This window comes from Pseudomonas koreensis (assembly GCF_024169245.1).
GTDB classification, from domain to species: domain Bacteria; phylum Pseudomonadota; class Gammaproteobacteria; order Pseudomonadales; family Pseudomonadaceae; genus Aquipseudomonas; species Aquipseudomonas koreensis_F.
The window spans coordinates 1,687,729-1,709,747 of record NZ_JALJWP010000001.1; the positions used below are offsets into that span (position 1 = coordinate 1,687,729).

At 60.4% G+C, this 22,019-nt stretch carries 21 protein-coding genes; 17 read left to right on the forward strand and 4 right to left on the reverse strand.

The features are described 5' to 3' along the window. Positions 1-49 precede the first annotated feature (49 nt). Positions 50-1,060 (forward strand): class 1 fructose-bisphosphatase, encoded by a 1,011-nt coding sequence (locus J2Y90_RS07750; RefSeq protein WP_039756611.1) that lies wholly within the window; start codon positions 50-52, stop codon positions 1,058-1,060. Positions 1,061-1,063: 3 nt separating this feature from the next. Then, positions 1,064-1,666 (forward strand): DUF924 family protein, encoded by a 603-nt coding sequence (locus J2Y90_RS07755; RefSeq protein ID WP_253498124.1) that lies wholly within the window; start codon positions 1,064-1,066, stop codon positions 1,664-1,666. A 1-nt stretch (position 1,667) separates the two neighbouring features. Here the strand turns inward: J2Y90_RS07755 and J2Y90_RS07760 are convergent, their stop codons facing one another. From J2Y90_RS07760 to J2Y90_RS07770, 3 genes are all read right to left on the reverse strand, one after another. Further along, positions 1,668-2,000 carry a type II toxin-antitoxin system RelE/ParE family toxin gene (locus tag J2Y90_RS07760; protein ID WP_253498127.1) on the reverse strand — a complete coding sequence of 111 codons (333 nt, stop codon included), beginning with the start codon at positions 1,998-2,000 and terminating at the stop codon, positions 1,668-1,670. Then, the gene (locus J2Y90_RS07765) at positions 1,997-2,269 is read right to left on the reverse strand and encodes a type II toxin-antitoxin system Phd/YefM family antitoxin (protein WP_101156736.1); all 273 of its coding nucleotides are present in this window, start codon (positions 2,267-2,269) and stop codon (positions 1,997-1,999) included. Before J2Y90_RS07765 ends, J2Y90_RS07760 begins: the two co-directional genes overlap by 4 nt. 138 nt (positions 2,270-2,407) lie before the next feature. Then, a complete protein-coding gene (locus J2Y90_RS07770) occupies positions 2,408-4,300 on the reverse strand; it encodes a methyl-accepting chemotaxis protein (RefSeq protein WP_253498130.1) in 1,893 nt (630 codons plus the stop codon). Positions 4,301-4,581: 281 nt separating this feature from the next. Here J2Y90_RS07770 and J2Y90_RS07775 point away from each other — a divergent pair, with 281 nt between their 5' ends. Continuing rightward, on the forward strand, positions 4,582-4,836 hold the full coding sequence (locus tag J2Y90_RS07775) for an outer membrane protein assembly factor BamE (protein WP_253498133.1): 255 nt from the start codon (positions 4,582-4,584) through the stop codon (positions 4,834-4,836). A 29-nt stretch (positions 4,837-4,865) separates the two neighbouring features. Beyond that, positions 4,866-5,435, forward strand: a complete 570-nt coding sequence (locus J2Y90_RS07780; protein ID WP_253498136.1) for a lipocalin family protein — start codon at positions 4,866-4,868, stop codon at positions 5,433-5,435. A 121-nt stretch (positions 5,436-5,556) separates the two neighbouring features. Here J2Y90_RS07780 and J2Y90_RS07785 read toward each other — a convergent pair whose 3' ends face one another. Further along, on the reverse strand, positions 5,557-6,921 hold the full coding sequence (locus J2Y90_RS07785) for a formimidoylglutamate deiminase (RefSeq protein WP_253498139.1): 1,365 nt from the start codon (positions 6,919-6,921) through the stop codon (positions 5,557-5,559). 146 nt (positions 6,922-7,067) lie between these two features. Between J2Y90_RS07785 and hutC the strand changes: the two genes are divergently transcribed. The 13 genes from hutC to dtd all read left to right on the forward strand — a co-directional run bounded on the left by hutC (position 7,068) and on the right by dtd (position 21,953). Continuing rightward, positions 7,068-7,778, forward strand: a complete 711-nt coding sequence (gene hutC / locus J2Y90_RS07790; protein ID WP_162803449.1) for a histidine utilization repressor — start codon at positions 7,068-7,070, stop codon at positions 7,776-7,778. Next, on the forward strand, positions 7,775-8,344 hold the full coding sequence (locus J2Y90_RS07795; protein ID WP_253498141.1) for a HutD/Ves family protein: 570 nt from the start codon (positions 7,775-7,777) through the stop codon (positions 8,342-8,344). Before hutC ends, J2Y90_RS07795 begins: the two co-directional genes overlap by 4 nt. Positions 8,345-8,791: 447 nt before the next feature. Further along, entirely contained in the window at positions 8,792-10,480 is a 1,689-nt protein-coding gene (gene hutU / locus J2Y90_RS07800; protein ID WP_253498144.1) for a urocanate hydratase, read from the forward strand. Between the two features lie 143 nt (positions 10,481-10,623). Continuing rightward, a complete protein-coding gene (locus tag J2Y90_RS07805) occupies positions 10,624-12,096 on the forward strand; it encodes a purine-cytosine permease family protein (RefSeq protein ID WP_252875452.1) in 1,473 nt (490 codons plus the stop codon). Positions 12,097-12,167: 71 nt separating this feature from the next. Beyond that, a complete protein-coding gene (locus J2Y90_RS07810; RefSeq protein ID WP_253498147.1) occupies positions 12,168-13,136 on the forward strand; it encodes an ABC transporter substrate-binding protein in 969 nt (322 codons plus the stop codon). A 71-nt stretch (positions 13,137-13,207) separates the two neighbouring features. Further along, positions 13,208-14,059: an ABC transporter permease gene (locus J2Y90_RS07815; protein WP_016772087.1), complete on the forward strand. Its 852-nt coding sequence runs from the start codon at positions 13,208-13,210 to the stop codon at positions 14,057-14,059. Continuing rightward, entirely contained in the window at positions 14,056-14,886 is an 831-nt protein-coding gene (locus J2Y90_RS07820; protein WP_253498150.1) for a quaternary amine ABC transporter ATP-binding protein, read from the forward strand. Before J2Y90_RS07815 ends, J2Y90_RS07820 begins: the two co-directional genes overlap by 4 nt. A gap of 133 nt (positions 14,887-15,019) precedes the next feature. Beyond that, positions 15,020-16,543 carry a histidine ammonia-lyase gene (gene hutH, locus J2Y90_RS07825; RefSeq protein WP_253498152.1) on the forward strand — a complete coding sequence of 508 codons (1,524 nt, stop codon included), beginning with the start codon at positions 15,020-15,022 and terminating at the stop codon, positions 16,541-16,543. A gap of 116 nt (positions 16,544-16,659) precedes the next feature. Continuing rightward, positions 16,660-18,192, forward strand: coding sequence for a histidine ammonia-lyase (gene hutH, locus J2Y90_RS07830; RefSeq protein ID WP_253498155.1), 1,533 nt, complete (start codon positions 16,660-16,662; stop codon positions 18,190-18,192). 100 nt (positions 18,193-18,292) lie between these two features. Next, positions 18,293-19,498, forward strand: a complete 1,206-nt coding sequence (gene hutI, locus J2Y90_RS07835; protein WP_253498158.1) for an imidazolonepropionase — start codon at positions 18,293-18,295, stop codon at positions 19,496-19,498. A gap of 10 nt (positions 19,499-19,508) precedes the next feature. Next, positions 19,509-20,312, forward strand: a complete 804-nt coding sequence (gene hutG / locus J2Y90_RS07840; protein WP_253498161.1) for an N-formylglutamate deformylase — start codon at positions 19,509-19,511, stop codon at positions 20,310-20,312. A gap of 235 nt (positions 20,313-20,547) precedes the next feature. Continuing rightward, positions 20,548-21,519 carry a prolyl aminopeptidase gene (gene pip / locus J2Y90_RS07845; RefSeq protein ID WP_126359265.1) on the forward strand — a complete coding sequence of 324 codons (972 nt, stop codon included), beginning with the start codon at positions 20,548-20,550 and terminating at the stop codon, positions 21,517-21,519. Then, positions 21,516-21,953: a D-aminoacyl-tRNA deacylase gene (gene dtd / locus J2Y90_RS07850; RefSeq protein ID WP_253498164.1), complete on the forward strand. Its 438-nt coding sequence runs from the start codon at positions 21,516-21,518 to the stop codon at positions 21,951-21,953. The genes pip and dtd overlap by 4 nt, the downstream gene beginning before the upstream one ends. Positions 21,954-22,019: the final 66 nt, after the last annotated feature.

A 22,019-nucleotide genomic window follows, 5' to 3' on the forward strand; every position in this document is an offset into this window, starting at 1 on the left:
CCCTGTAAACTGCGCGGGTTTTCAGCCCCCCATTCCACCGGAGCCGTCCATGTCCCGCGTTACCTTGAGTCGCTATTTGATTGAGCAGACCCGCAGCAACAACACTCCTGCCGATCTGCGCTTTTTGATCGAAGTGGTGGCGCGTGCCTGCAAGGAGATCAGCCACGCCGTGTCCAAAGGCGCCCTGGGTGGTGTTCTGGGCAGCATGGGCACCGAGAACGTACAAGGCGAAGTGCAGAAGAAGCTCGACGTGCTGTCGAACGAGATCCTGCTCGAAGCCAACGAATGGGGCGGTCACCTGGCCGGCATGGCGTCCGAAGAAATGGACAATGCCTACCAGATCCCGGGCAAATATCCGAAAGGCGCGTACCTGCTGGTATTCGATCCACTGGACGGCTCGTCGAACATCGACATCAACGCCCCGGTCGGCACGATCTTCTCGGTATTGCGTTGCCCGAACGAATACCTGAGCCAGAACGAGCCGCTGAACGAAAAAGCCTTCTTGCAGCCAGGCACCCAGCAAGTGGCCGCCGGCTACGCGATCTACGGCCCGCAGACCATGCTGGTGCTGACCTTGGGCGACGGCGTTAAAGGCTTCACCCTGGATCGTGAGATGGGCAGCTTCGTCCTGACTCACGAAGACATCACCATTCCTGAAACCACCCAGGAATTCGCCATCAACATGTCCAACCAGCGTCACTGGGAAGCCCCGGTGCAGCGCTACGTCGGTGAATTGCTAGCCGGTGAAGAAGGCCCGTTGAAGAAGAACTACAACATGCGCTGGGTCGCGGCGATGGTTGCCGACGTGCACCGTATCCTGACCCGTGGCGGTCTGTTCATGTATCCGCGCGACAGCCGCGAGCCATCCAAGCCGGGCAAGCTGCGCCTGATGTACGAAGCCAACCCGATGTCGTTCCTCGTCGAACAAGCCGGCGGCGCGTCCACCGATGGTCACCAGCGTATTCTCGACATCCAGCCGGAAGGCCTGCACCAGCGCGTTGCAGTGTTCCTCGGTTCGAAAGAAGAAGTCGCCCGCGCCACGGCCTACCACAAGGAATAAACCATGCACGCGCCCTGGCAGCCGTTGCTTGACTGGTGGTTCGGACACGCCGAATCACCGGACGAGATATCGGCTGACAAGGGCAAGTTGTGGTTCGGTAAGCGAAACAGCCAGGACCTCGAAGCGCAGACGCGTTTCGGGGTCTTTGTCGATCAGGCCCTGGCCGGCGAATTGACCGAGTGGACGCAATGTCCCGAAGGTTGGCTGTCGGTAGTGCTGCTGCTCGATCAACTGCCGCGCATGATCTACCGCGATACCCCCAAAGCATTTTCCGGCGATCTGCTTGCACAGAAACTTGTCGCGCAAGGCGTTGCGGCAGATTTTGATCGGCAGTTGAAGCCGATTCAGCGCGTGTTCATTTATCTGGTGTTCGAACACTGCGAAAACCTCGCGGTGCAGAACGAAGCCGTATCGCGCTTCATGGCGCTGGTGGCTGAACAGCCGGAGGCGGAGCGGGCGGTGTTTGCCGATAACCTAGACTATGCCGAGCGGCATCGGAAAGTGATTGCGCAGTTTGGAAGATTTCCGCACCGCAATTCGGTGTTGGGGCGGGAGTCTACGGTGGAGGAGTTGGAGTTTCTTGGTCAACCCGGAGCCCGGTTCTAAATCAAGGACTGCCTCGTAGAAGCCGTTTCATCAACAGTGCCGGTAGGCTTTTTCGTGTATCGACAATGATATGGACGAAAACCGTTTTTTCTCGCACCTCATAAATAATCCGATTCATACCTGAAATGATTTGCCGATACTGGCCGAGATTGAGCTTTTCGATCTCTTCGGGAATCGATCCTGAATAAGGCAGATCTGCAAGACCAAGAATCGAAATTTTGAGATCGGCATAGGTTTTTTGCCAAATCTGGCTGGAGAATTCTTTGACGAGGTACGTGCGAATTTCTTTGAGATCTGTTTGAGCGGACTGAAGGATAACCACCTTTATACTCATTGATGATCGGCCTTATCCAGTTCGGCAAAGACATCTTGAGCGTCATTGAACTTGCCTTCCTCAATCTCCCGATTACCCATCGCCAACAATTTGAGCAAGGCCATCGTGCCTTCTTGCTCTTCAAAACTCTTCACATCCATAACGACTAACTTGGCTTCACCGTTTTGGGTAATTACCAGCGGCTCGCGGCTCTCAGTGATTGATTTGACGATCTCGGCCGTATGGCTTTTCAGGTAACTGATCGGTTTGATTTGCGAAGAAAGCTTCATGATGAACCCTGCCAAATTGAACAGGGCTGAGTTTAGTCTTAATTTGGTCCATAGTCTGTGCGGGCTGACCAAGCGTATTTCAGTTCGAAACGTTTTCGTCGCTGCTGCCGCTTTCGCGAGCAGGCTTGAGGCCGCAGCTTAAATCCTGAAGCTGCCGACCAGCTGCTTCAACCGCGCCGCCTGCTGCTCAAGATCCGAACAGGCGCGCAACGTAGCCTGCAAGTTTTCCACACCCTCCTGATTCAGCGTGTTGATCTCGTTGATATCGACATTGATCGACTCGACCACAGCAGTCTGCTCTTCAGTCGCGGTCGCCACCGACTGGTTCATGCCGTCGATTTCGCCGATGCGCTGGGTCACGCTGCCCAGGCGCTCGCCTGCCTGGTTGGCGATGCCGACGCTGCTTTCGCTCTCGCGCTGGCTCTCGGTCATGATGGTCACCGCCTGGCGTGCGCCGACCTGCAATTCTTCGATCATCTTCTGCACTTGCTGCGCCGAATCCTGGGTGCGATGCGCGAGATTACGCACCTCGTCGGCGACCACGGCGAAACCGCGTCCGGCTTCACCGGCACGCGCCGCTTCGATGGCGGCGTTGAGTGCGAGCAGGTTGGTCTGCTGGGAAATGCTGGTGATCACCTCGAGAATCTGGCCGATGTTCACCGTGTTGCTGTTCAGGGTTTCGATGTTGCCGCAGGAGTCGCTGATTTTCGCCGACAGTTGCTGCATGGCTTGAATGGTTTTATCCACCACCTGCTGGCCGTCGACCGCAAGGCTGCGCGCATCGCTGGAATGCTGCGAGGCGAGGGCGGCGTTCTGGGCGATTTCCTGGGCGGCGGCGCCAAGCTCATTGATCGCGGCGGCAACGCTGTTGGTGCGGCTGGCCTGCTGGTCGGAGTTGTACATCGACGAGTTCGAGGCGGCGACGACGCGCAGGGCGACCTCGTTGACCTGGCCGGTGGCCGAAGACACTTCGCGGATCGAAGTGTGGATACGTTCGACGAAGCGGTTGAACGAAGTGCCCAGCGCGCCGAATTCATCGTTGCCGTGGATCACCAGACGTTTGGTCAGGTCGCCTTCGCCTTCAGCGATGTCGTGCATTGCACGGCCCATGGTCAGCAGCGGCTGCATCAGCACGCGAATCAGCATGCCGAGCAGGCCGATGATGATCAGCACGGCGATGACCATGGCGATCAGTGCCGAGGTGCGGAATTCACTGAGCATCGAGAACGCGGTGTCTTTGTCGAGCACCAGCGCCACGTACCAGTCGGCCGACGGCACGCCGTTGACGCGAGTGAAGGAAATCAACTGGGTCTTGCCATCAAGCTCGACTTCTTTCAGGCCCGGACTGACTTGAGGCGCACCGTTCGGATAGGCCTCGGCGAGGGTTTTGAGCACCAGTTTGCTGTCCGGGTGAATCAGGATCTTGCCTTCGGCGCTGACGATGAACGCGTGCCCGTGGCCGCCGAAATTCAGCGAGTTGATGATCGCGCTGACACTGGTCAGGTCGATATCGGCCCCGGCGACGCCAAGCATCTGGCCTTGACGCTGCACCGGGGTGGCCACAGTGATCACCAGTTTGCCCGACGAAGCGGCGATGTACGGTTCGGTGACGATAGTCTGTTGCGCGCTGTTCGCCGCTTTGTACCAGCCGCGAGCACGCGGGTCATAGTCCGGCGCGCGGTTGCCGGCGGGCACGGAAAACATCACGCCGTCAGCGCCACCGAAGTAGCTGAGCTGGAAATTGCCGGTGTAGGCGGGCAGGTCGATGATGCGCTTGAGGCTGGCGGGCGCGTTGCCGTCGACGGCTACCTGCTGTGACAGCGATTGCAGCAGTTGAATGCGGCTTTCCAGCCAGGTCTGGATGTTGCTGGTGGTCAGGCTGCCCAGCTCCTGCATGGTCGCTTCGGTGCTGCTGCTCAATGCCTGACGCTGGCGATAGTCGTTGAAGAAGATGAAACAGGCGAACGCAACGGCCACCACGAGGGCAGCAGCCAGCAGGATCTTGTGGCTGAATTTCATGTTTCTGGTCATCTAATGAACTACCGCGAAGGGGCTGGTCAGGAAAGGGCGGCAATTTGCCATATTCGGCAGCGTTGCGCTGCTCTTATTTCGACCGCGGCGCGCCAAAGATTAGGCGCTTGCGGGGAAAGTCGACGAAATGCTCGACAGCTTCACAAAGTTTTTGATTTACCGGCAAAAGCCGGACGGGCGGCCTGATAAATAGGCATCCGGTCACGGAACCAGATGACACTTTGCTCTTCTAAGCTTCTGGTTGGCACCATGCCATCCCCCCTCGTTCCAGGAGTTTCACCATGTCGCTGCGATCTATCGCCCTGCTGTCGTTTTGCGTGCTGTTGGCCGCATGCAGCAAGGTCAATCAGGAAAACTACTCGAAGCTCTCGGCCGGCATGGCCAAGTCCGAAGTGGAAAGCCTTCTCGGCAAGCCCACCGATTGCTCGGGCGCGCTCGGTATGTCCAGCTGCACCTGGGGCGACAAGAACAGCTTTATCAGCGTGCAATACGCCGGTGACAAAGTGCTGATGTTTTCCGGCCAAGGCCTGAAGTAAACCGGGGCTTCGCGCCCACGGAGATAAAAATGAAGCGGTTATTGCTGATCCTTTTTGCTGGCCTGGTACTGGCCGGCTGCGCCACTTCCGGCGTCGACCCGCTGGCGCCGAAGACCGTCGACAGCGTCAATCTCAAGCGTTATCAGGGCACCTGGTATGAACTGGCACGCTTGCCGATGTACTTTCAACGCCATTGCGCGCAATCCGAAGCCCACTACAGCCTCAAGCCTGACGGTAATGTCGGCGTGCTCAACCGCTGTCTGACGCCGGACTGGCAGTGGGAAGAAGCCAAGGGCACGGCTTATCCCCAGGTGCCCGGCAAGACCGATAAGCTCTGGGTCGAATTCGATAACTGGTTCTCGCGCCTGGTGCCGGGTGTGGCGAAGGGCGAGTATTGGGTGTTGTACGTCAGCGGCGATTACAAGACCGCGATTGTCGGCGATCCAAGTCGCAAGTATCTGTGGCTGCTGTCACGCACGCCGACTGTCAACGGCGTAGTGCGCGAAGAATTGCTGAGCAAGGCGCGTCAGCAGGGCTACGACACTACGCGATTGATCTGGCGCGCGTCGGATCGGCAGATGGCCAAGACATCCAATTAAGCCGCTATACAAATCAAATGTGGGAGCGAGCCTGCTCGCGAAGAGGGCGTGTCAGTCGATATGAATGTTGACTGATACACCGCGTTCGCGAGCAGGCTCGCTCCCACAGTTTGGTTTTGGATCAGCCCAAGAGATCGCGCAGGACCTGGGTAAAGGCTAGGGCGCTGTCTTCTTCGCCAGAATGCCGTCCATCGCGCACCACCCACTGACCATTCACCAGCACATCGCGCACCTGCCGATCGCCGCCGGCGAACAACCAGCGATTGAGAATCCCGTCCCCCGACGCTGTCGCCAGATACGGATCGTTGCCATCGAGCACGATCCAGTCCGCGCGCTTGCCCACCTCCAGCGCACCGATCGGCTGCCCCAACGCCTGCGCGCCGCCGTCCAGCGCCGCGTCATACAGCGTGCGGCCGACCATCGGCTGATCCGCGCCATACAAGCGATTGCGCCGCTGATCGCGCAGGCGCTGGCCATATTCCAGCCAGCGCAATTCTTCCACCACGCTCAGCGACACATGGCTGTCGGAGCCAATGCCCATGCGCCCGCCCTGGGCGAGAAAATCCACCGCCGGGAAAATCCCGTCGCCCAGATTGGCTTCAGTGGTCAGACACAGCCCGGCGATCGCGCGACTGTTGGCCATCAGCGTGACTTCCTCGGGATTCGCATGGGTCGCGTGGACCAGACACCAGCGCTGATCGACCTCGGTGTTTTCATACAGCCATTGCAACGGACGCCGCCCGCTCCAGCTCAGGCAGTCATCGACTTCTTTCTGCTGTTCGGCGATGTGGATATGTACCGGGCATTGTCTGTCGCTGGCAGCCAGCACTTCACTGATCTGCTGTGGCGTGACCGCACGCAGCGAATGGAAACACAGCCCCAGCGATTGCGCCTTTTGCTGTGCCAGTAAGGGCTGCAGACGCGATTGCAGATTCAAATAGTTTTCGGTGCTGTTGATAAATCGCCGCTGGCCATCGTTAGGCATCTGGCCACCGAAACCGGAATGGCTGTAGAGCACCGGCAGCAATGTCAGACCGATTCCGCTTTCGCTCGCGGCCTGACTGATGCGCAAGGCCAGTTCGGCCGGATCGGCATACGGCTGGCCGTTGCTCTCGTGGTGCACGTAATGAAATTCGGCCACCGATGTGTACCCGGCCTTGAGCATTTCGATGTACAGCTGGCGGGCAATGATGCCGAGCTGGTCCGGGCTGATCTTTCCGACGAGGCGATACATCAGATCGCGCCAGGTCCAGAAACTGTCGTTAGGATTGCCGGCCACTTCGGCCAATCCAGCCATCGCACGCTGGAAGGCATGGGAGTGCAGATTGGGCATCCCCGGCAGCAAAGGCCCGTTCAGCCGCTCGGCACCGTCTGCGGTGGAATCGGCCTGGATTCGGGTCAGCAGGCCATCGGCGCTGACCTCGAGACGTACATTGTTGGCCCATCCGTTAGGCAGCAGTGCGCGTTCGGCAAAGAAGGCGGACATCGTTCGGCACCCCATCGTGTGTAATTTGTATATACATATACAGACGTTTGCCTGCCCGGTAAACTCCGGCAAGCTAGTCACTTTCATCCAATGAACAGGGATCAACCGTGCCGACTCCGCCTCCAGTCTCTCCGTTGGCCGCGAACATGGGCGACAGTCCGGCGCCCTTGTACGCCCGCGTCAAACAGATGATCACCCAGCAGATCGACAGCGGTAACTGGCCGCCGCACTACCGCGTACCGTCCGAAAGCGAGCTGGTCAGCCAGCTCGGCTTCAGCCGCATGACCATCAACCGCGCCCTGCGCGAGATGACTGCTGACGGCCTGCTGGTGCGCATGCAAGGCGTCGGCACCTTTGTCGCCGAACCGAAGAGCCAGTCCGCGCTGTTCGAAGTGCACAACATCGCCGACGAAATCGCCTCGCGCGGTCATCGCCACACCTGCCAGGTCATCACCCTCGAAGAAGAGGCCGCCGGTTCCGAGCGCGCGCTGGCACTGGACATGCGCGAAGGGCAGAAAGTCTTCCACTCGCTGATCGTGCATTACGAAAACGACATTCCGGTGCAAATCGAAGACCGTTTCGTCAACGCCCTGGTTGCCCCGGAATACCTCAAGCAGGATTTCACCCTGCAAACACCTTATGCCTATCTCAACCAGGTCGCACCGCTGACCGAAGGCGAGCACGTGGTCGAAGCGATACTCGCCGAGCCTTCCGAATGCAAGTTGCTGCAGATCGAAAAGGGCGAGCCCTGCTTGTTGATTCGTCGGCGTACCTGGTCGGGGCGTCAGCCGGTGACGGCGGCGCGTTTGATTCATCCCGGTTCGCGTCATCGTCTGGAGGGTCGGTTTCACAAATGAGCCAGGTAAAAGTTTTACGCGCTGAGGGCTACCCACGCATGCCGTGGAAGAACGGTGGCGGCAGCACCGAAGAAATTACTCGGGATGCGGGCGCAGGTCTGGATGGATTCGGCTGGCGCCTGTCGATTGCCGACATCGCTGAATCGGGCGGTTTCTCGACATTCGCCGGTTACCAGCGAGTGATCACCGTGTTGCAGGGTGACGGCATGACCCTGTGCGTCGACGGTGACGATACCCACCCACTATTACCCCTCGACCCGTTTGCTTTCAGCGGCGAAAGTCAGGTGTCCTGCACCTTGCTCGGCGGTGCGATTCGCGACTTCAATCTGATTTACGCGCCGCAACGTTACAGCGCGCGATTGCAGTGGTTGGCCGGCGAGCAGCGGTTCTTCAGTTCGGCATCGACAGTGCTGGTGTTCAGTGTCAGTGACTTGCTGCAAGTGCAGGTTGGGGCAAGCGGGTCTCAGTTGGGGCGACATGATTGCCTGCAACTGGACGGTAATTCCGGGCTTATTGAAGTCTGCGTCGATGCGGGCTGCTGTGTGATTGAGCTGACTGCGCGCTGATTCGACAATCTAAAAGATCGCAGCCTTCGGCAGCTCCTACAGTGGGATTAAGGTACACCCCGTGGGAGCTGCCGAAGGCTGCGATCTTGTGCTTTTGGATGTTCCCAAACCTCGCACCAACTTGTTACCGAACGCCCCAGCGTGGCGCAAAGTCCAAGTCACACAGCCAAGCCCCCGCCTTTCTCAACTACACCTCAGAAAAATTTCATTCACGTCAGAACCCTTGTTCCAGGCGCTCTCCAGCCTCGCCCATGGTTTTTCTTGAACACCGCTCCAGCAAGTTGGCCGCTTGATTGCATATGCTTGTATGTACAAGTAAAGACGTATGCGTATGAGTCGTCCGAGACTCTCCGCAGCGTCCACTGATTCGCTTGTCACGCATTGACGCGTGCAGGCTGCTGCCCAATGCCAGGGTTGGTTTGAATTGATCGCTGAGGAGTCTTTTTCGTGACTGACAATACCCAGAACAGCAACAAGTTTCGTGACGTGCAGATTCGCGCCGCACGCGGTAACACGCTGACCGCCAAGAGCTGGCTGACCGAAGCGCCGCTGCGCATGTTGATGAACAATCTCGACCCGGAAGTCGCCGAGAACCCGAAAGAACTGGTGGTCTACGGTGGCATCGGCCGCGCCGCCCGGAACTGGGAGTGCTACGACAAAATCGTCGAGAGCCTGACCCACCTGAACGACGACGAAACCCTGCTGGTGCAATCGGGCAAGCCGGTCGGCGTGTTCAAGACTCATAGCAACGCGCCGCGCGTGCTCATCGCCAACTCCAACCTCGTGCCGCACTGGGCGAGCTGGGAGCACTTCAACGAACTCGACGCCAAGGGCCTGGCCATGTACGGCCAGATGACCGCTGGCAGCTGGATCTACATCGGCAGTCAGGGCATCGTTCAAGGCACCTACGAAACCTTCGTCGAAGCCGGTCGCCAGCATTACAACGCTGACCTCAAGGGTCGCTGGGTGCTGACCGCGGGCCTCGGTGGCATGGGCGGCGCGCAACCGCTGGCCGCCACCCTGGCCGGCGCCTGCTCGCTGAACATTGAATGCCAGCAGGTCAGCATCGATTTCCGCCTGAAAAGCCGTTACGTCGACGAGCAAGCCAAAGACCTCGACGACGCCTTGGCGCGCATCGAAAAATACACCAAGGAAGGCAAGGCAATCTCCATCGCGCTGCTCGGCAACGCGGCGGAAATCCTTCCGGTACTGGTCAAGCGTGGCGTGCGCCCGGACATGGTCACTGACCAGACCAGCGCCCACGACCCGCTCAACGGTTACCTGCCGGCCGGCTGGAGCTGGGACGAATACCGCGCCCGCGCCAAGACCGAACCGGCTGCTGTGATCAAAGCCGCCAAGCAGTCGATGGCCGTGCACGTCAAAGCGATGCTGGAATTCCAGAAGCAAGGCATTCCGACCTTCGACTACGGCAACAACATCCGGCAGATGGCCCAGGAAGAAGGCGTCGAAAATGCCTTCGATTTCCCGGGTTTCGTTCCGGCCTACATCCGTCCGCTGTTCTGCCGTGGCATCGGCCCGTTCCGTTGGGCGGCGCTGTCGGGTGATCCGCAGGACATCTACAAAACCGACGCCAAGGTCAAAGAGCTCATCCCGGACGACGCGCACCTGCACAACTGGCTGGACATGGCCCGTGAGCGCATCAGCTTCCAGGGTCTGCCGGCGCGTATCTGCTGGGTCGGCCTGGGCCTGCGCGCCAAGCTCGGTCTGGCCTTCAACGAAATGGTCCGTAGCGGTGAGCTGTCGGCACCGGTGGTGATCGGTCGCGACCACCTCGACTCCGGCTCGGTCGCCAGTCCCAACCGCGAAACCGAATCGATGCAGGACGGTTCCGACGCCGTGTCCGACTGGCCACTGCTCAACGCGCTGCTGAACACTGCGAGCGGCGCGACCTGGGTATCGCTGCACCATGGCGGCGGTGTCGGCATGGGCTTCTCGCAGCATTCGGGGATGGTGATTGTCTGCGACGGTACCGATGAGGCCGCAGAGCGCATCGCTCGCGTACTGCACAACGACCCGGCCACCGGCGTCATGCGCCATGCGGATGCCGGTTACCAGATTGCGATCGACTGCGCGAAAGAGCAGGGGCTGAATCTGCCGATGATTACTGGCAAATAAATGCTGAACCCCTGTAGGAGCTGCCGCAGGCTGCGATCTTTTGGCGTCCTCACCGACGCCGAAGAGCAAAAGATCGCAGCCTTCGGCAGCTCCTACAGAGATCAACCCACTCGCAACGCACAACAATCCACAGAGGTTGAATCATGGCGGTTAACAACGAACGTGCAGGCAGTACTCCGTTGATCGAAAGGCGTTCGATCGACTACATCCCGGAAGCGGAAAGACACGGTCGTCTGTTCAGCCAGTTCACCCTGTGGATGGGCGCCAACCTGCAGATCACCGCCATCGTCACCGGGGCCTTGGCTGTGGTGCTCGGCGGTGATGTGTTCTGGTCGTTGATCGGTCTGTTGATCGGTCAGTTGCTCGGCGGTGGCGTGATGGCGCTGCATGCCGCGCAAGGGCCGAAACTGGGCTTGCCGCAGATGATCTCAAGCCGTGTGCAATTCGGCGTTTATGGCGCGGCGATTCCGATCGTGCTGGTGTGCCTGATGTACCTCGGCTTCACCGCCACCGGGACGGTGCTGTCCGGGCAGGCGCTGGGTCAGTTGTTCGGTGTCAGCGATAGCGTTGGCATCCTGATTTTCGCCAGTGTCATCGTGCTGGTCACGGTGCTCGGCTATCGGGTGATTCACTGGATCGGCCGCGTCGCCAGTGTCATTGGCGTGATCGCTTTCGTGTTTCTGTTCTGGCGGCTGATGAGCCAGACCGACGTCGGTGCACTCCTGCAAATCCGTCATTTCAGCTGGAGCAGCTTTCTCCTCGCGGTGTCGCTGGCCGCGTCCTGGCAGATCGCTTTCGGCCCGTATGTCGCGGACTACTCGCGCTACTTGCCGAGCGCTACTTCGTCGGTGAAAACCTTTTTCGCCGCTGGCGCAGGCTCGGTGATCGGCGCGCAGGTGGCGATGATCCTCGGCGTGTTTGCTGCCGCTTCGGCCAACGGTCAATTCGCAGGCCATGAAGTTGCCTACATCGTCGGCCTCGGCGGTACCGGCGCCACCGCCGCGCTGCTGTATTTCAGCATCGCGTTCGGCAAGGTGACCATTTCGACGCTGAACTCCTACGGCAGCTTCATGTGCATCGCGACCATCATCAGTGGCTTCAAAGGACACCTGACGGTGACCCGTATGCAGCGCCTGGTGTTCGTGCTGTTCATCGTCGGCGCGGCGACGCTGATTGCCCTGCTCGGCCAGCACTCGTTCCTCGGTGCGTTCAAGTCGTTCATCCTGTTTCTGCTCGCCTTCTTCACCCCGTGGAGCGCGATCAATCTGGTCGACTACTACTGCATCACCCGCGAGCGCTACGACGTGCCGGCGCTGGCCGATCCGAACGGGCGCTACGGCCGCTGGAATCTGCTCGGCATCAGCGTCTATGTGTTCGGCGTACTGGTACAGCTGCCGTTCATCTCGACCAAGTTCTATACCGGGCCGTTGGTGGCGGCCCTGGGTGATGTGGACATTTCCTGGATCATCGGCCTGGTGCTGCCGGCCGCGGTCTATTACTTCTGCGCGAAAAAATGGCACAGCGCAGTGCCCGATCAGCTGATTCTGCCGGTCGAGCAGAACAGCGTCGTACAAGCAAAAACCAGCGGAACCGGTCGCGCTGCGGCGCAGGCCTGATCTGGACGTGGACCAGGCTGGATGCCTCTTGAACTGCCGTAAGCCCATTCATGATTAGGAGCGTCACGACAATGAAATCGAACAAGACCCTGCTGACCACATTGCTGTCCATGGGCCTGTTGGCCAGTGCCGGTGCGACCCAAGCCGTCGGCTGGTGCGAATCGGGCAAACCGGTGAAATTCGCCGGGCTGAACTGGGAAAGCGGCATGCTCCTGACCGACGTGCTGCAAGTGGTGCTGGAGAAAGGTTACGGCTGCAAGACCGACAGCCTGCCGGGCAATTCCATCACCATGGAAAACGCCCTGAGCAGCAACGATATTCAAGTGTTTGCCGAAGAGTGGGTCGGCCGCAGCGAGGTCTGGAACAAGGCCGAGAAGGCCGGCAAGGTCGTCGGTGTCGGTGCACCGGTGGTGGGCGCGGTCGAAGGCTGGTACGTGCCGCGTTACGTCATCGAAGGCGATGCCAAGCGCAAGCTGGAGCCGAAAGCCCCGGACCTGAAAAACATCGCCGACCTGGGTAAATACGCCGCCGTGTTCAAGGACGCCGAAGAGCCGTCCAAGGGCCGCTTCTATAACTGCCCGGCCGGCTGGACCTGCGAACTCGACAACAGCGAAATGCTCAAGAGCTACGGTCTGGAAAACAGCTACACCAACTTCCGCCCGGGCACCGGCCCTGCGCTGGATGCGGCAGTGCTGTCGAGCTACAAGCGGGGCGAGCCGATCCTCTTCTACTACTGGTCGCCGACCCCGCTGATGGGGCAGATCGATGCGGTCAAACTCGAAGAGAAACCGGGAGTCGACAAGCGCGTGACCATCAAGGTCGGCCTGTCGAAAACCTTCCACGACGAAGCCCCGGAACTGGTCGCCGTGCTGGAGAAGGTCAACCTGCCGATCGACCTGCTCAACCAGAACCTCGGCCGCATGGCCAAGGAACGTATCGAGTCGGCAAAACTGGCGAAAATCTTCCTCAAGGAACATCCTGAAGTCTGGCACGCATGGGTGAGCGACGACGCAGCCAAGAAAATCGACGCGGCCTTGTAGGTCAGGTTTCCCCGGCTGCCGACACTGGCAGCCGGACGCTTGATCGCAACCCCCTTGATTGAGAGTCCCTTATGTTTCCCGAAAGCTTTACCTTTTCCATCGCCGACTGGGTCAACGGTTGGGTCGATTCGCTGGTGACCAATTACGGCGACGTGTTCCGCCACATCTCCGACACGCTGCTATGGGCCATCGTCAGCCTTGAAGGTCTGCTGCGTGCTGCGCCGTGGTGGCTGATGCTGGCGATCGTCGGTGTCATCGCCTGGCACGCCACGCGTAAGGTAGTCACCACCGCCGTGATTGTCGGCTTGTTGTTTCTGGTGGGCGCGGTCGGCCTCTGGGACAAGCTCATGCAGACCCTCGCGCTGATGATGGTCGCGACGATCATTTCGGTGCTGATCGGCATCCCGCTGGGGATCCTCTCGGCGCGCAGCAATCGTCTGCGTTCGGTGCTGATGCCGTTGCTCGACATCATGCAGACCATGCCGAGTTTCGTGTACCTGATTCCGGTGCTGATGCTGTTCGGCCTGGGCAAGGTGCCGGCGATTTTCGCCACGGTGATCTACGCCGCGCCACCGCTGATTCGCCTGACCGACCTGGGTATTCGCCAGGTCGATGGTGAAGTGATGGAAGCGATTAATGCCTTCGGCGCCAACCGCTGGCAGCAACTGTTCGGCGTGCAATTGCCGCTGGCGTTGCCGAGCATCATGGCCGGGATCAACCAGACCACGATGATGGCCCTGTCGATGGTGGTCATCGCTTCGATGATCGGCGCCCGCGGCCTCGGTGAGGACGTGCTGGTGGGCATTCAGACCCTCAACGTCGGTCGCGGTCTGGAAGCCGGGCTGGCGATCGTGATTCTCGCTGTGGTCATCGACCGCATCACTCAAGCGTACGGTCGGCCACGCCACGAGGTGAGCAAATGAGCAACGCAAGCGTGAGCAAGATCGAAGTCAAAAACGTCTTCAAAATTTTCGGCAACCGCGCCAAGGATGCGCTGGCCATGGTCGGCCAAGGCAAGAGCAAGGATCAGGTGCTGAGCGAAACCGGTTGCGTGGTTGGCGTGAACGACCTGTCACTGAGCATCGGCACCGGCGAAATTTTTGTGATCATGGGCCTGTCCGGCTCGGGCAAATCCACCCTGGTGCGCCACTTCAATCGCCTGATCGATCCGACCAGCGGGGCGATTCTGGTCGATGGCGAGGACATCCTGCAGTACGACATGGACGCCCTGCGCGAATTTCGCCGGCACAAGATCAGCATGGTGTTCCAGAGCTTCGGCCTGCTGCCGCACAAGACCGTGCTCGATAACGTCGCCTATGGCCTGAAAGTCCGTGGCGAAAGCAAGCAGGTCTGCGCCGAACGCGCGCTGCACTGGATCAACACCGTCGGTCTCAAAGGCTACGAAAACAAATACCCGCACCAGCTCTCCGGCGGCATGCGTCAGCGCGTTGGCCTGGCCCGGGCGTTGGCGGCGGACACTGACATCATTCTCATGGACGAAGCGTTCAGTGCGCTGGATCCGCTGATCCGCGCCGAGATGCAGGACCAGTTGCTGGAGCTGCAAAAGACCCTGCACAAGACCATCGTCTTCATCACACACGACCTCGACGAAGCCGTGCGCATCGGCAACCGCATCGCGATTCTCAAGGACGGACGGTTGATTCAGGTGGGTACGCCACGGGAAATCCTGCATTCACCGGCCGATGAGTATGTCGACCGGTTTGTGCAGCGGCGGGCGGCTGTGGTTTAACAAACTTGCGGTGATGCGGCCGGCCCCTTCGCGAGCGAGCTCGCTCCCACAGGAGACCGCATTCCAATGTGGGAGCGAGCTTGCTCGCGAAGGGGCCGGCAGAGCTGCATCAATATTACGGTTGAGGTTTTAGATGTCCCAGGCTGAAAAAATCATCATCACCGGTGCGCCTCTGCGTTGGCAGGACGTGGTCGCCGTTGCCCGTCACGGCGCGCCGCTGGAACTGTCCAGCGACACCTGGGCGCGCATCGACAACGCTCAGGCGATCGTCCAGCGCATCGTCGCCAGCGGCGAGCGCGCCTATGGCGTCAATACTGGTCTGGGCGGTCTGTCCAACGTCTCGCTGCAGGACGAACAGCTCAGCCAACTCTCGCGCAACACCTTGCTCAGCCATGCCTGCGGTGTCGGCCCGGTGCTCAGCGACGAGCAGACCCGCGCAATCATCTGCGCTGCGATCCACAACTACAGCCACGGCAAGTCCGGCCTGCATCGGCGTGTGGTCGAAGGGCTGCTGGCGCTGCTCAATCGCGGCATCACCCCGCAGGTGCCGTCGCAGGGTTCGGTGGGTTATCTGACGCACATGGCGCACATCGGCATCGCGTTGCTCGGGGTTGGCAATGTCAGTTATCGCGGGCAGATCATTTCGGCGCAACAGGCGCTGGCCGAACAGGGCCTGCAACCTGTGCAGCTCGGCGCGAAGGATGGCTTGTGTCTGGTCAACGGCACACCCTGCATGACCGGCCTCAGTTGCCTGGCGATTGCCGATGCTACGCGGCTGCTGCAATGGGCCGATGTCATTGGTGCGATGAGTTTCGAAGCCCAGCGCGGCCAGATCGATGCCTTCGATGCCGAGATCATTGCGCTCAAGCCGCATCCGGGCATGCAGCAGGTCGGCCAAAATCTGCGTGCATTACTCGATGGCAGCCAAGTGATCGCCGCAAGCAAAGGCATTCGCACTCAGGACGCGCTGAGCATCCGCTCGATCCCGCAGGTGCACGGCGCCGCGCGTGATCAACTGGAGCACGCAATAAAGCAGGTCGAAGCGGAGCTCAACGGCTGCACCGACAACCCGTTACTGCTCGGCACACCGGACAATTTCCGGGTGATGTCGCAGGCCAACCCGCACGGTCAATCCGTGGCGATGGCTGCGGATCTGCTGGCGATTGCCATGGCTGAAATCGGCTCGATTGCCGAGCGCCGTCTGGACCGTTTGGTCAATCCGCACGTCAGCGGTCTGCCAGCGTTTCTGGTGGCCAACCCCGGGGTCAACTCGGGGATGATGATCGTGCAGTACGTCGCCGCTTCGCTGTGTGCGGAAAACCGCCAGTTGGGGCAACCGGCGGTACTCGACAACTACATCACCTCGGGCCTGCAGGAAGATCACCTGAGCATGGGCACCAACGCCGCGCTGAAGCTGCACCGCGCCCTGGAAAACTGCACACAGATCCTCGCGATTGAATATCTGCTGGCGGCGCAGGCGTTTGAATTCCTCAAGGAACAGCGCTTTGGCGTGGGCACTGACCGCGCGTGGAAACTGCTGCGCGAAACGGTCCCCGCCTACGATCAGGATCGCTGGCTGGCGCCGGACATCGCTGCCGCTGCAAGCGTCTTGAAAGACCCGAATCTGCCGCACAACGTTCTACCGGATTTGCACTGACAACTACTCATACCAGCGTGCCAAGGCGTGGATCGTTCACAAGACGAGAAACGACGGATAACGGAATGCTCCGGAGCGACTGGTAGTTAATAACAATGCCTAACAGGAGCATTTTAATGACTGCGCTGAACCTGATCCCCGGCCAACTGAGCCTGGCCCAACTGCGTGAAGTCTACCAGCATCCCGTCACGTTGACCCTCGACAACAGCGCCAGCGCGCAGATCGAGGCCAGCGTCGCCTGCGTCGAACAAATTCTTGCGGAGAACCGCACCGCCTACGGCATCAACACCGGTTTCGGCCTGCTGGCCTCGACGCGCATCGCCAGCGAAGACCTGGAGAACCTGCAGCGTTCGCTGGTGCTCTCGCACGCGGCCGGCGTCGGCCAGCCGATCAGCGATGACCTTGTGCGACTGATCATGGTGCTCAAGGTCAACAGCCTCAGCCGCGGTTTCTCCGGGATCCGTCGGCAGGTGATCGATGCGCTGATTGCGCTGGTCAATGCCGAGGTCTATCCGCACATTCCGCTGAAAGGTTCGGTCGGTGCGTCGGGCGATCTGGCGCCGTTGGCGCACATGTCGCTGGTGCTGCTGGGCGAGGGCAAGGCGCGCTACAAGGGCGAATGGCTTGATGCCACTCAAGCACTGAAAGTCGCCGGCCTGACGCCGCTGACTTTAGCGGCTAAAGAAGGTCTGGCGCTGCTCAACGGTACTCAGGTTTCCACAGCGTTTGCGCTGCGTGGTTTGTTCGAAGGCGAAGACCTGTTCGCCGGTGCCTTGGCGCTGGGCAGTCTCACCGTAGAAGCCGTGCTCGGTTCGCGCTCGCCGTTCGACGCGCGCATTCATGCCGCGCGTGGGCAGAGAGGACAGATCGATGCCGCTGCGGCCTACCGCGATCTGCTCGGTGAGCGCAGCGAAGTCTCTGCCTCGCACCAGAACTGCGACAAGGTCCAGGATCCGTATTCGCTGCGCTGCCAGCCGCAAGTCATGGGCGCCTGCCTGACCCAGTTCCGGCAGGCCGCTGAAGTGCTGGCGGTGGAAGCCAACGCGGTGTCGGATAATCCGCTGGTATTCGCCACTGAAGGCGATGTGATTTCCGGCGGCAACTTTCACGCCGAACCGGTGGCCATGGCCGCTGACAATCTGGCTCTGGCCATCGCCGAAATCGGCTCGCTGAGCGAACGGCGCATCTCGCTGATGATGGACAAGCACATGTCGCAACTGCCGCCGTTCCTCGTCGCCAATGGCGGGGTGAACTCCGGTTTCATGATCGCCCAGGTCACCGCGGCGGCACTGGCCAGCGAGAACAAGGCCCTGGCCCATCCGCATTCGGTGGACAGCCTGCCGACTTCGGCTAACCAAGAGGACCACGTTTCCATGGCGCCCGCTGCGGGCAAGCGTCTGTGGGAAATGGCTGAAAACACTCGCGGGATTCTTGCGGTGGAATGGCTGGCGGCGGCGCAGGGCCTGGATCTGCGCAACGGCCTGAAGACCTCGCCGAAGCTGGAACAGGCGCGGGCGATCCTGCGCAGGGAAGTGCCGTTTTATGAGAAGGACCGGTTTTTTGCGCCGGATATCAATGCGGCGACTGAATTGCTGGCTTCGCGGTGTTTGACCGAGCTGGTTTCGGTGAAGCTTTTGCCGAGCCTGTGATGGCCTCTTCGCGAGCAGGCTCGCTCCCACAGGGGAACGCTATTCAACTGTGGGAGCGAGCCTGCTCGCGAATCGATTTTGAACAAGACGAGGAACCGGGATGAAAACCCTCTGGCAACACTGCCACGTCGCAACCATGGCCAACGGCGCCTATTCGATCATCGAGGATGCCGCGATCGTGACGTCCGGCACGCTGATCGAGTGGATCGGCCCGCGCACTCAACTGCCGTCCGGCGAATACCCGGCGGTCAATGACCTGCAAGGTGCGTGGGTCACGCCCGGGCTGATCGACTGTCACACCCACACCGTGTTCGGCGGCAACCGCAGCGGCGAGTTCGAGCAGCGTCTGCAAGGCGTCAGCTACGCCGAGATCGCCGCGCAGGGCGGGGGCATCGCCAGCACCGTGCGCGCCACGCGCGAAGCCACTGAAGACGAGCTGTTCGCCAGCGCCGCCAAGCGCTTGAAAAGCCTGATGCGCGACGGCGTGACCACGGTGGAAATGAAATCCGGCTACGGCCTCGATCTGGCCAACGAGCGCAAGCTTCTGCGGGTCATCCGGCGCCTGGCCGAAGAACTGCCGATCAGCGTACGCAGCACTTGCCTGGCGGCGCACGCGTTGCCGCCGGAGTACAAGGATCGCGCCGACGATTACATCGATCTGGTCTGCAGCGAGATGCTCCCGGCCCTCGCTGCTGAAGGTCTGGTGGATGCCGTGGATGCGTTCTGCGAATACCTGGCGTTCTCGCCGGAGCAGGTCGAGCGGGTGTTCGTTGCCGCGCAACAACTCGGTCTACCGGTAAAACTGCACGCCGAACAATTGTCTTCGCTGCACGGCTCGAGCCTTGCCGCGCGCTATAAAGCCTTGTCCGCCGATCATCTGGAATTCATGGACGAGGACGACGCCATCGCCATGGCTGCATCCGACACTGTCGCGGTGCTGCTGCCGGGCGCGTTCTATTTTCTGCGTGAAACTCAATTACCGCCAATGGATGCACTGCGCAAACACAAGGTGAAGATCGCCATCGCCAGTGACCTCAACCCCGGCACCTCGCCGGCGCTGTCGTTGCGCCTGATGTTGAACATGGCCTGCACCTGTTTTCGCATGACTCCGGAAGAAGCCCTGGCCGGGGCAACCCTTCATGCCGCGCAGGCATTGGGCATGGCTGACACCCGCGGCTCGCTGGAGGTCGGCAAGGTCGCCGACTTTGTCGCATGGGACATCGAGCGTCCGGCGGATCTGGCCTATTGGCTCGGGGGCGATCTGGACAAGCGCGTCGTGCGTCACGGCGTTGAATCGAATTTCTAGGAGGGCGGTTGTGAATAAGGTTCTGAATTTCAAACAAGGCCGCGTGCCGCTGCTGATCAGCATGCCCCACGCCGGCGTGCGTCTGACCCCGGCGGTCGAAGCCGGGTTGATCCCCGCCGCGAAGAGTTTGCCGGACACCGACTGGCATATCCCGCAGCTCTACGATTTTGCCGAGGAACTGGGCGCCAGCACCCTGGCTGCCGAGTATTCGCGTTTCGTCATCGACCTCAACCGGCCGTCCGACGACAAGCCGTTGTATGCCGGGGCGACCACCGGTTTATATCCGGCGACCTTGTTCGACGGCATTGCGTTGTTCCGCGAAGGGCATGAGCCTTCGAGAGAAGAACGTGCAACTTACCTGGAGCAGGTCTGGACGCCGTACCATCGCACGCTGCAGGAAGAGCTGGCGCGATTGAAAGCCGAATTCGGCTACGCGCTGCTGTTCGACGCGCACTCGATCCGCTCGATCATCCCGCACCTGTTCGACGGCAAACTGCCGGATTTCAATCTCGGCACGTTCAATGGCGCCAGTTGTGATCCGCAACTCGCTACGCAGCTGGAAACGATCTGCGCGCGGCACGAGCAGTTCACTCATGTGCTCAACGGTCGCTTCAAGGGCGGGCACATCACCCGCCAGTACGGCGACCCGGCGCAGAACATCCACGCGGTGCAGTTGGAATTGTGCCAGTCCACCTACATGGAAGAGTTCGAACCGTTCCGCTACCGCGCCGACCTGGCCGAACCGACGCGGGTGGTGCTCCGGGAATTGCTGCAGGGACTGCTCGCTTGGGGTGAAAAACATTACTGCAAATAACACCACCATCCCCTGTGGGAGCGAGCTTGCTCGCGAAGGCGTCGTGTCAGTCGACATCAAATTCGACTGGTCTGCCGTTTTCGCGAGCAAGCTCGCTCCCACAAGGTTTGCATGCAGCAGATAAATTGCGTCAACGAGCGAGCATGCTCATTGACGCAAATCGGGTTTATGATGCCCAACGGCAGAATAATTCGAGTCCCCCCAGGGATGACCTCGACCCCTTACGGAGCGCGCAATGCAGACTTTGTTTCCGCAGATCAAACCTCACGCCCGGCACGATCTGGCTGTCGATGACACCCATACGCTGTACGTCGATGAAAGCGGCTCGCCGGAGGGTTTGCCGGTGGTGTTCATCCACGGTGGCCCCGGCGCCGGTTGCGACGCCCAGAGCCGGCGCTATTTCGATCCGAATCTGTATCGCATCGTCACGTTCGACCAGCGCGGATGCGGTCGCTCCACCCCGCACGCCAGCCTGGAAAACAACACCACCTGGGATCTGGTCGAGGATCTCGAGCGCATCCGCAAACATCTGGGTATCGAAAAATGGGTGCTGTTCGGCGGCTCCTGGGGTTCTACCCTGGCGCTGGCCTACGCGCAAACCCATCCGGAGCGGGTCCACGGTCTGATTCTGCGCGGGATCTTTCTCTGCCGACCGCAGGAAATCGAATGGTTCTATCAGGCCGGCGCCAGCCGTCTGTTTCCCGATTACTGGCAGGACTACATCGCGCCGATCCCGCTGGACGAGCGCGACGACCTGCTCAGCGCTTTCCACAAACGCCTGATCGGCAACGACCAGATCGCCCAGATGCATGCGGCCAAGGCGTGGTCGACCTGGGAAGGGCGCACCGCGACCCTGCGGCCGAACCCGCTGGTGGTTGATCGCTTCTCCGAGCCGCAGCGCGCGCTGTCGATTGCGCGGATCGAATGCCATTACTTCACCAACAACGCCTTCCTTGAGCCGAACCAGCTGATCCGCGACATGGGCAAGATCGCCCACTTGCCCGGCGTGATCATTCACGGTCGCTACGACGTGATCTGCCCGCTCGACAATGCCTGGGAGTTGCACCAGGCCTGGCCGAACAGCGAATTGCAGGTGATCCGTGACGCCGGTCATGCCGCGTCCGAGCCGGGTATCACCGATGCACTGGTGCGCGCTGCGAGCAAAATGGCTCAGCGCCTGCTCGATCTGCCGCTCGAAGAAGCATGAAGGCGCTGTTGCAGCGCGTACGCGGTGCGCGGGTCGAGGTCGCTGGCGAGGTGGTCGGCGCGGTCGATCAAGGTTTGCTCGTGCTGGTGGCGGTAGAACCCGACGACACGCGTGCCAGCGCCGACAAACTTCTGCATAAGCTGCTTAACTATCGGGTATTCAGTGACGCCGAAGGCAAGATGAATCTGTCCTTGGCGGATGTGGGCGGCGGGTTGCTGCTGGTCTCGCAGTTCACCCTCGCCGCCGACACCAAAAGCGGCCTGCGCCCGAGCTTTTCCACGGCCGCACCGCCGGCACTGGGTGAGGAATTGTTCGACTATTTATTGAGCGGGGCGAAACAGGTGCATGGCACTGTGGCATCAGGTAGATTCGGCGCCGATATGCAGGTGCACCTGGTCAACGATGGCCCGGTTACCTTTTTGTTACAGACCTGACGGTGCCTGAAACATCTTTTTCGGACGTTTCGCCTGTTTTTAGGCTGTTTTCGCGATAAATACTTT

Bases quoted from the DNA above. Each gene is read 5' to 3' on its own strand.
- J2Y90_RS07750 (WP_039756611.1), top strand. From the start codon at position 50: ATGTCCCGCGTTACCTTGAGTCGCTATTTGATTGAGCAGACCCGCAGC.
- J2Y90_RS07755 (WP_253498124.1), top strand. From the start codon at position 1,064: ATGCACGCGCCCTGGCAGCCGTTGCTTGACTGGTGGTTCGGACACGCC.
- J2Y90_RS07760 (WP_253498127.1), bottom strand. From the start codon at position 2,000: ATGAGTATAAAGGTGGTTATCCTTCAGTCCGCTCAAACAGATCTCAAA.
- J2Y90_RS07765 (WP_101156736.1), bottom strand. From the start codon at position 2,269: ATGAAGCTTTCTTCGCAAATCAAACCGATCAGTTACCTGAAAAGCCAT.
- J2Y90_RS07770 (WP_253498130.1), bottom strand. From the start codon at position 4,300: ATGACCAGAAACATGAAATTCAGCCACAAGATCCTGCTGGCTGCTGCC.
- J2Y90_RS07775 (WP_253498133.1), top strand. From the start codon at position 4,582: ATGTCGCTGCGATCTATCGCCCTGCTGTCGTTTTGCGTGCTGTTGGCC.
- J2Y90_RS07780 (WP_253498136.1), top strand. From the start codon at position 4,866: ATGAAGCGGTTATTGCTGATCCTTTTTGCTGGCCTGGTACTGGCCGGC.
- J2Y90_RS07785 (WP_253498139.1), bottom strand. From the start codon at position 6,921: ATGTCCGCCTTCTTTGCCGAACGCGCACTGCTGCCTAACGGATGGGCC.
- hutC (WP_162803449.1), top strand. From the start codon at position 7,068: ATGGGCGACAGTCCGGCGCCCTTGTACGCCCGCGTCAAACAGATGATC.
- J2Y90_RS07795 (WP_253498141.1), top strand. From the start codon at position 7,775: ATGAGCCAGGTAAAAGTTTTACGCGCTGAGGGCTACCCACGCATGCCG.
- J2Y90_RS07805 (WP_252875452.1), top strand. From the start codon at position 10,624: ATGGCGGTTAACAACGAACGTGCAGGCAGTACTCCGTTGATCGAAAGG.
- J2Y90_RS07810 (WP_253498147.1), top strand. From the start codon at position 12,168: ATGAAATCGAACAAGACCCTGCTGACCACATTGCTGTCCATGGGCCTG.
- J2Y90_RS07815 (WP_016772087.1), top strand. From the start codon at position 13,208: ATGTTTCCCGAAAGCTTTACCTTTTCCATCGCCGACTGGGTCAACGGT.
- J2Y90_RS07820 (WP_253498150.1), top strand. From the start codon at position 14,056: ATGAGCAACGCAAGCGTGAGCAAGATCGAAGTCAAAAACGTCTTCAAA.
- hutH (WP_253498152.1), top strand. From the start codon at position 15,020: ATGTCCCAGGCTGAAAAAATCATCATCACCGGTGCGCCTCTGCGTTGG.
- hutH (WP_253498155.1), top strand. From the start codon at position 16,660: ATGACTGCGCTGAACCTGATCCCCGGCCAACTGAGCCTGGCCCAACTG.
- hutI (WP_253498158.1), top strand. From the start codon at position 18,293: ATGAAAACCCTCTGGCAACACTGCCACGTCGCAACCATGGCCAACGGC.
- pip (WP_126359265.1), top strand. From the start codon at position 20,548: ATGCAGACTTTGTTTCCGCAGATCAAACCTCACGCCCGGCACGATCTG.
- dtd (WP_253498164.1), top strand. From the start codon at position 21,516: ATGAAGGCGCTGTTGCAGCGCGTACGCGGTGCGCGGGTCGAGGTCGCT.